Annotated in this window: 8 protein-coding genes; 4 read left to right on the top strand and 4 right to left on the bottom strand. The window is 33.4% G+C overall.

Features of this window, described 5'->3' with window-relative positions; all coding sequences use genetic code 11:
• From SA378_RS05825 to cls, 4 genes are all read right to left on the bottom strand, one after another.
• Window positions 1-3,001: DNA polymerase III subunit alpha (locus tag SA378_RS05825; RefSeq protein ID WP_318525043.1), on the bottom strand; the 3,001-nt coding region annotated here is incomplete at its 3' end.
• A gap of 9 nt (window positions 3,002-3,010) precedes the next feature.
• The gene (locus SA378_RS05820) at window positions 3,011-3,583 is read right to left on the bottom strand and encodes a chromate transporter (protein WP_318525042.1); all 573 of its coding nucleotides are present in this window, start codon (window positions 3,581-3,583) and stop codon (window positions 3,011-3,013) included.
• Window positions 3,580-4,149, bottom strand: a complete 570-nt coding sequence (locus tag SA378_RS05815; protein ID WP_318525041.1) for a chromate transporter — start codon at window positions 4,147-4,149, stop codon at window positions 3,580-3,582. The genes SA378_RS05820 and SA378_RS05815 overlap by 4 nt, the downstream gene beginning before the upstream one ends.
• A gap of 93 nt (window positions 4,150-4,242) precedes the next feature.
• Complete coding sequence (gene cls, locus SA378_RS05810; RefSeq protein ID WP_318525040.1) at window positions 4,243-5,778, bottom strand: cardiolipin synthase; 1,536 nt, start codon at window positions 5,776-5,778, stop codon at window positions 4,243-4,245.
• A gap of 240 nt (window positions 5,779-6,018) precedes the next feature.
• On the opposite strand from cls, the gene SA378_RS05805 reads away from it, so the two are divergent.
• The 4 genes from SA378_RS05805 to SA378_RS05790 all read left to right on the top strand — a co-directional run.
• The gene (locus SA378_RS05805) at window positions 6,019-6,519 is read left to right on the top strand and encodes a hypothetical protein (protein ID WP_318525039.1); all 501 of its coding nucleotides are present in this window, start codon (window positions 6,019-6,021) and stop codon (window positions 6,517-6,519) included.
• A 25-nt stretch (window positions 6,520-6,544) separates the two neighbouring features.
• A complete protein-coding gene (locus SA378_RS05800) occupies window positions 6,545-8,176 on the top strand; it encodes a carbon starvation protein A (protein ID WP_318525038.1) in 1,632 nt (543 codons plus the stop codon).
• Between the two features lie 68 nt (window positions 8,177-8,244).
• Window positions 8,245-8,538: a hypothetical protein gene (locus SA378_RS05795; protein ID WP_318525037.1), complete on the top strand. Its 294-nt coding sequence runs from the start codon at window positions 8,245-8,247 to the stop codon at window positions 8,536-8,538.
• Window positions 8,539-8,548: 10 nt separating this feature from the next.
• The coding region (locus SA378_RS05790) for an ArsA-related P-loop ATPase (RefSeq protein ID WP_318525044.1) at window positions 8,549-8,687 on the top strand (139 nt) is incomplete at its 3' end.

Here is an 8,687-nt window from a genome sequence, read left to right as displayed (position 1 = left end):
TGCTTCCATCATGAAGATTATTGTTTTCTTCACCTGCTTCATTTGCATTTTTTAATTCAGTAATTTCGCTGGAATTGGTAGTTGCTGTTTTATCAAGCTCCTCTTCATATTCAGAAAGAGGATGACCGCTTAAATAAACTCCCAGCATTTCCTTTTCCATTGCCAGAAGTATTTTTTCACTGTATTCCGGAAGCTTTGGCATTTCCTCCGCAAATGTATTATTAACAACTGATGATTCAGCATTGTCAAACAGAGAAAATTGCCCTTCAATATTTCTTCTTTTTTGATTTACTACCGAATCAATGGTTGTTTCGTATATGGCCATGAGCTGAGATCTGTGAGTTTCAAGAAAATCAAAGGCACCACATTTAATCAATGACTCTATCTGACGTTTATTCAAAACATTTTTATCGACTTTTGCACAAAAGTCTGCAAAACTTGTAAACTTACCTTTTTTTTCTCTAGCGTTTATAATATCTGTAATTACATTAATTCCTACATTTTTAACTGCAGCCAATCCAAAACGAATTTTACCATTTTCTACTGTGAATTTATCCCTGCTTTCATTTACGTCAGGTGGTAGTATTTCTATTCCAAGCCTTTTGCATTCTCTTATATATAATGATACAGTTCCTGAACTTCCCATAATGCTTGAAATGAGCGCTGCCATAAATTCTACAGAATAATAATATTTAAGCCACGCTGTTTCATAAGCAAGTGCTGCATAAGCGACTGAATGAGCCTTTGGAAATGCATACTTTGCAAATTCAACCATTAAATCATATATTTCATTGGCAGATTTTTCATCAACTCCGTTATTCACAGCTCCTAAAATTCCAGGTTCTCCATTTTCAGCTGACTTGCCATAGATGAAATTTTTTCTTTCTTCAAGCATTACACTCATTTTTTTCTTGCCCATGGCACGTCTTAGTAAATCTGAACGTCCCATGGTAAATCCGCCTATATCCCTTACTATCTGCATAACCTGCTCTTGATATACCATGCAGCCATATGTCACATCCAATATTGGCTCGAGTTTTGGGTGAAGATATGTAACGTTTTGGGGGTTTAGTTTGTTTTTTATATACACTGGTATTTGACCCATAGGACCAGGTCTGTAAAGAGCATTGGCCGCTGCTATATTTTCAAATTCAGTAGGTTTAAGTTCACTTAAAAATGCCCTCATGCCTGAGCTTTCGAACTGGAATATTCCCAGTGTTTCTGCACTGGAAAAAAGTTTATAAACTTCTTTGTCATCATATTGGCAGTTGCTGAAATCTATTTTTTTATGATGGTTTATTTCTATTAAATCAATTGCATCTCGAATTACAGTCAATGTCCTAAGTCCCAAAAAGTCCATTTTTAATAAACCCAGCTCTTCTAATTCAATCATGTTGAACTGTGTTGTTATTACATCTTTATTTCTTGACAGTGGCACATATTCTGTAACATCTTCTTTTGAAATCAAAACCCCTGCAGCATGAGTTGAAGCATGTCTTGGAAGTCCTTCAACTTTTAAAGCCAAATTGATGAGTTTATTGACCTTTAAGTCGCCGTCATATAAATCCTTCAGTTCCTTGTTCACTTCAAGCGCTTTAGAAATTGTCATTCCAAGGCTCATTGGTATTTTTTTTGCTACAAAATCAACTTCTCCGTAAGATAAGTTTAAAGCCCTTCCCACATCTCTTATGGCGCCTCTTGCTGCCATTGTGCCAAAGGTTATTATTTGTGCAACTCTTTTGCTTCCGTATTTTTGTTTTACGTATTCTATAACTTCTTCACGGCGTTCGTAACAAAAATCAACGTCAATATCAGGCATGCTTATTCTGTCGGGATTTAAAAATCTTTCAAAAATTAAGTTGTATTTTAAAGGGTCAATGTTTGTAATTTTCATTGAATATGCAACTAAACTTCCGGCTGCTGAACCCCTTCCCGGACCAACCATAATTTTATTATCTTTGGCATACTTTATGAAATCCCACACAATGAGAAAGTAATCCACATATCCCATTTGCTGAATTATACCTATTTCGTAGTCAAGCCTGTGTTGAATTTCACCTGTTATGTCTTTATATCTTTCTTTTAAGCCTTTCTGACATATTTCTTTGAAATAATCTGCCTTAGTATATTTTTCCGGAACTTTAAATTCAGGCAGATGGACTGTGTTAAAATCAAGTTCCACATTGCATCTTTCTGCAATAATGGCAGTATTTTTCAACACTTCATCAGGAAAAAGCTCCTTCATTTCCTCATATGATTTCAAATAAAATTCATGTGAAGGAAATCTCATCCTGTCTTCATCCATTACAGTTTTCTGAATTTGAATGCAGAGAAGAACATCGTGGAAGTACGCATCTTCTTTATTTATGTAGTGAACGTCATTTGTGGCAACAAGCTGAATACCTGTTTCCTTGCTCATTTTCATAAGTGCTTCATTGACATCCTGCTGTTCCTTAATGCCGTGATTTTGCATCTCAAGGAAAAAATTATTTTCACCAAATATATCTTTATACATTAAAGCTGTATTTACAGCTTCTTCGTAATTGTTTTCAAGTATTCGAGTTTGAACTTCTCCCGCAAGGCATGCGCTAAGAGCAATAACACCCTTGCTGTGTTTTCTCAATTCTTCATGATCTATTCTCGGTTTGTAATAATAACCATCAACAAAGCCAGCAGAACAAAGTTTGATTATATTCTTCCACCCTTCGAAATTTTCTGCAAGCAATACTAAATGATACTGGTTTTTATCCTTTTGAGGATCCTTGTCAGTCATTTTTCTTGGCGATACATATGCTTCAAAACCCAATATAGGCTTTATGCCTTCTTTTTTTGCCTGCTTAAAAAACTCCACCACTCCGTACATAGAACCGTGATCAGTTATGGCTATGGAGTCCATGTTGAGTTCTTTTGCCTTTTTTACAAGTTCTTCAATTCTGCATGCTCCGTCAAGTAAACTAAATTCCGTATGCACATGCAAATGGGTAAATTTATTGTTTGCCATATTATCTCCTTAAAACAAACCATAAACAAAAATTCCTATAATGCCTGTTGCCAACATTACTTTTATAGGATCTGCCTTGAATTTTTTAAGTACAAATACACCTATTGCAACTAAAATAATAGAAACAAAATTTATATCACTTAATTTCGCGGCAAATAAAGAAACACCTTCAGTTTTAAATACTGCAAGCATAAGTATTGACAAGCCTGCTGAAGCAATAAGAGATACCACTGCAGGTCTTAAGCCTTTCAACACACCTTGTATTGTTGAAAGATTTTTATATTTGAAATAAAAATAAGCTAATGTCAGCACTATTATGCACGATGGAGTAACGCATCCCACTGTTGCTATTATAGCCCCAGGTAAGCCTGCAACTCTTGTTCCTACAAATGTAGATGCATTTAGCGCAATAGGCCCAGGAGTCATTTGTGATATGGTCAACAAATCAGCATACTCTCCTAAAGTAAGCCAATTGTGCACTTTCAATACTTGATTTTCTATAAGTGGTAAAGCAGCATATCCTCCACCGATACTAAATAATCCTATTTGGAAAAAACTCCAAAATATTTCTAAATATATCATAGCTCTTTACCAACCTTTTTTAACATTTGATAATAAAATGCTCCAAAAGCTCCGCTTAAAGTTATTATCAAAGCAGCGTTTATGTCGAAAACAACAGCAGCTATAAATGAAACTGCCATTATAGCAACGGAAATTTTATTCCTGCTTTTTATGATATCTTTAGCCATTTTAATTATAACATCTAAAATGACAGCTGCAACACCTGCACGCATTCCTAAAAGCAATGCATTTACAATTCTATTTGTTTTGAATGCTGTATAAAACTGTGCAACAACCGTGATAATTATTAAAGGAGGCAGCACTGTTCCCAAAATTGAAACTAATGAACCTAGTACTCCCGCCAGACTGTATCCAACCATAATTGATGTATTAACAGCTATAGGTCCCGGAGCTGATTGTGATATAGCAACTATGTTTAACATTTCTTCTTCTTCTATCCACTTCAGTTCTTCTACAAACTTCTTTCTCATTAAGGGTACGATGACGTATCCCCCTCCAATTGTAAAAGCACTCAAAGAAAAAGTTGAAACGAACAACGTCCAGTAAAATTTAATGTCTTTTTTCATTTTTATCCTCTTTAATATTTATAATTACTATTTTGCATTTAGATTGAATCAATGAATCAATGAATCAATCAAAAAGAACCGTCCCCGTTTTCATTACATGAGTGGTGAAAAAACTTTTAATACTGTTCTGCCTATTTTAATGTACCACTTTACACGTTTACATTCCTCTAATGTTATACTCTTGCATTTAATTATTGTTTCCAATACATCCTCTTTTACTTCTAAAACACTTTTTGTCTTATACATCCACACTCCACATTCAAAATGAAGGTACAAGCTTCGATAATCTAAATTAATAGTTCCAACAACTGCATATTTATCGTCTACAACAAATGTCTTTGCATGAATAAATCCTGGTAAATACTCATATATAGATACACCCGCTTCACACAACTCCTCATAGTTAGATCTGGTAACTTCATGTACATACCACTTATCAGGAATATATGATGTTACTATTTTAATATCTACACCTCTTTTAGAAGCCATTTTCAAAGCTGACATCATATTGTTGTCGGCTATAAGATACGGAGTTTCTACATATACGTAACTTTCTGCTTGATTTATCAAATTCATGTAAACAGCTTCACTCACTGACTCCTCGTCTACAGGACTATCATTAAAAGGTTGTACATAACCGTCAGCAACGAATTTTTCATTGCAGTTTATAAATGGTTTAAACTTATCATAATCAATATCTGTTTTTCTCAAATAGTTCCACATAGTTAAAAACATTACTGTTAAACTCCAGACCGCCTCTCCTTTCAAAACAATACCAGAATCTTTCCAATGACCAAATCTTTCGAATTCATTAATGTATTCATCTGCAATATTAACGCCGCCGGTATATGCAGTATGCCCGTCAACAATAACAATTTTTCGGTGGTCGCGATTATTTAAACTTATTGATAACAATGGTCTTATAGGATTAAAAATACAACATTTTATTCCCATAGCTTCTAAACTTTTATCATAACCATGCGGTAATTTAAACAAACACCCTACATCGTCATAAATAACGCGAACATCTACGCCATGTGCAACTTTTTCTTTCAATATATCAAGAATATTACTCCACATTTTTCCTTCCTCCACTATAAAAAACTCAAGGAAAATATAATGCTCTGCCTTTTTTAATTCTTTTAACATATGGTCAAACATTTTTTCTCCCGGGGTGAGGTATTCAGAGGATGTATTAGAGTATATGGGAAAGAAAGAGTATTTTTCTATATACTTTGATTGATTTGCAGCCACAATACTATCATTATAAAGATTTATTATTCCATTTTTACCCTGACTTAACAAGTCTGGAATTTTACGTATTATCTCATTCGTTCTAATCTTAGATTTTTTACTTATGCCCATACCACCAAAAAGTATATAAAAAAGTCCTCCAAACACAGGGAAAGTTAATATCGGAATAATCCATGCAATTTTATAAACGGGATTGCTCCTTTTATTTACTATGTACAATACAACCAATACACTTAAAATAGTAAAAATTACATCGAAAACAACAAAATAATTGCTAAACTTCCAAACAATAACACCTAATATAAGAATTTGAAATAAAAAAGCAACTAAAACAAGAAAAACTCTATTATAAAACAAACCTATCAGCTTTTGCATAGTAACCTCTACTTGTATAATATTATAATGCTTATAATAAGTTATTGTATCAAATATTGACTAATAAGTAAACAAAAAGGACAAATAACCAGTATTCTTCTAAAAGATTTTAAATTTGAGTGATTCTGCAGTAACTACTAATATTCACTATGAATTTTTGGGAACGAATTTGAATATATTATTGACTTTTTTATGAAACGGGAATATAATCAACGTAAAAGTCAGCAAGGATGAAACTATATGAACAGAAGTGAGTATTTAGACAAACTAAAAGACAGCTTAACAAGATATTTCGATATAGAGCTAGATAAAACGCTCTGTGGAAAAATGTTTTCATTGTATGGTAGATATTATACAAAAAATTCAAAATATTTTGCATTGAAAAATATTGAAATATACTCATTTACAGTAAATGAGTATATTCTCTATAACAACTATAATACCGTAACTGTCGAATCTATCAATGAATTAATGGATTATATCAAAAACAATATTGATGACATAGTTATAAGAGACAAGGATTATATGTCAAGCAACATAACTTTTCTCATATCTTCAGAGAATAGCATTGATAAAGATACAATAAAAGCAGTTAAAAATTTTAAGTTTTATAAATCTTATAATTTGGGGCTGAAAGGTTGGGTAAATGTTAAGTTGATATTAATTGATTTAAAAACCAATCAAGCCTATTCTAATGCACTAGGAAGGAGGGAAAAGAAGAGATTTATATTACTAAAATAATATTATATTAAAAGGAGAAAACACAATGAATTCATTAGTATTAATTTTATCAGTCATTATTATATTTATTATTGCGTATGCAACTTATGGCTCTTACCTATGTAAATCTTGGGGTATAGATCCTAAAAGACCGACACCTGCTCATACAAGAGAAGATGGTGTTGATTATTGCCCAGCTAAGGCACCGGTTTTGCTTGGACATCATTTCGCTTCTATAGCAGGTGCAGGCCCTATTGTTGGACCTATCCAGGCAGCAGTATTCGGATGGTTACCAGTTATGTTATGGATTGTAATCGGATCTATCTTCGTTGGTGGCGTTCATGATATGGGTGCATTATTCGCTTCAGTAAGACATGATGGAAAATCATTAGGTGAAGTTATTGATGCTACTATGGGAAGCACAGGAAGAAAATTATTTTCTTGGTTTGCTTGGTTAACACTTATATTGGTAATAGCTGCTTTTACAGCAATATGTGCAGGTCTATTCGTATCAACTCCGGCAGCAGGCTCTACTTCAATATTATTTATTGCTTTAGCAATCGCATTTGGTTTCTTTGTATACAGAAGAGGTGCAGGACTTGGCATAAGTACAGTTATCGGAGTTGTTTTATTGTTTGCATGTATATGGCTTGGAATGGCATTTCCATTTACAACAGGTTTTACTAAAAGTACTTGGGTAATTATATTAGTAATTTATATTACTGTTGCTTCTATAGCTCCTGTTTGGATACTTCTTCAACCTAGAGACTATTTAAATTCATTCTTGTTATATGCTATGATTCTAGGTGCTGTAGTTGGTTTAGTTATTCTTCATCCAACATTAGAAGCTAAAGCTTTTGTTGCTTTTAACACTGGAAATATGAATTATTTGTTCACAATGTTGTTTGTAACAGTTGCTTGTGGTGCTATATCAGGATTCCATTCCCTTGTTGGATCAGGAACAACATCAAAACAAATTGATAGTGAAAAAGATATAAAATTAATAGGTTATGGTGCAATGTTAATAGAAGGTGTGCTTGCTACAATTGCTATAATAACAGCAACTTATATTGCTACACCAGAACTTGGTGAATTATTGAAGGCTGGTGGACCAATGAACGTATTTGCAACAGGAAGTGGTACTTTCATGGCTGCCTTCGGACTGCCATTTGAAACTGGTAAAGTATTTACATCTCTTGCAATATCTGCATTCGCTTTAACATCATTAGATACAGCAACAAGACTTGGCAGATTTATATTCCAAGAAATGTTTGACAACAGAAAATCAGTAGATGGAAAAGAAAACATTATAACTAACAAATATGTGTCAACTATTATAACAGCAGGTCTTGGTGGAATGCTTGCAGTTATGGGTTATCAAAAAGTTTGGCCAATATTCGGATCTGCAAATCAGTTGTTAGCAGCTTTAGCACTTCTTACATTGGCAGTATATCTAAAAACAAATGGAAAGAAATTCAAAGCTGCAGTTATTCCAACAATATTTATGTTTACAGTAACATTTGCAGCATTGATTTTGTTAATAATCCAAAAATCAGCTGATATGGCAACTAACGGGATATTGGTAGTAGTTGCTGCAGTTCTTCTAGTATTAGCTATAGTTCTTGCAAACTACGGATATAAGACATTGATTAAATCTGAAGAAAAAATCAATAATTAATTATTGATAATTGTATGATAGAGCTGACAAATTTTTGTTAGCTCTATTTACTTAGGAGGTGATAAATTTTGGACAAGGAAAAAGTTAAGGAGTTTATTGATAATTTTAAGCTCTTTTTTCAAGGAGCCACTGATTACAACAGAAAATCACAATCTCTGCTCTTAAAAGAATCTCACAATGAAATGGATGACTTTATTCTTTTGTGCTTTGGTGACATTTTGGGTATTCCGATACCAACAAGCTATTATTCACTAGAACTGCTCCCCTTAATTGCAGAAGATTTAAATGGATGGCAAACAAGAACTATGAGCAGATATTCTGTATGGGGTGAAAAATGGGGAGATTATGATTTAGATGCTTAAGGAGGAAACTATGAACAAAATTATATTTTTTGGCGGTAAGGGAGGAGTAGGTAAGACTACCTGTAGCGCTTCTTACGCTGTATTTTCAGCAAAGAGCGGATTGAAAACTCTTCTTGTTTCTACAGATCCAGCTCACTCAACTTCAGATA

Origin of the sequence: Sedimentibacter sp. (genome assembly GCF_033447055.1) — a bacterium.
Taxonomy (GTDB): domain Bacteria; phylum Bacillota; class Clostridia; order Tissierellales; family Sedimentibacteraceae; genus Sedimentibacter.
Note: the sequence above shows the minus strand (reverse complement) of the source record. Positions and strands in the feature narration are given on the sequence as shown.

Bases quoted from the DNA above. Each gene is read 5' to 3' on its own strand.
- SA378_RS05820 (WP_318525042.1), bottom strand. From the start codon at position 3,583: ATGATATATTTAGAAATATTTTGGAGTTTTTTCCAAATAGGATTATTT.
- SA378_RS05815 (WP_318525041.1), bottom strand. From the start codon at position 4,149: ATGAAAAAAGACATTAAATTTTACTGGACGTTGTTCGTTTCAACTTTT.
- cls (WP_318525040.1), bottom strand. From the start codon at position 5,778: ATGCAAAAGCTGATAGGTTTGTTTTATAATAGAGTTTTTCTTGTTTTA.
- SA378_RS05805 (WP_318525039.1), top strand. From the start codon at position 6,019: ATGAACAGAAGTGAGTATTTAGACAAACTAAAAGACAGCTTAACAAGA.
- SA378_RS05800 (WP_318525038.1), top strand. From the start codon at position 6,545: ATGAATTCATTAGTATTAATTTTATCAGTCATTATTATATTTATTATT.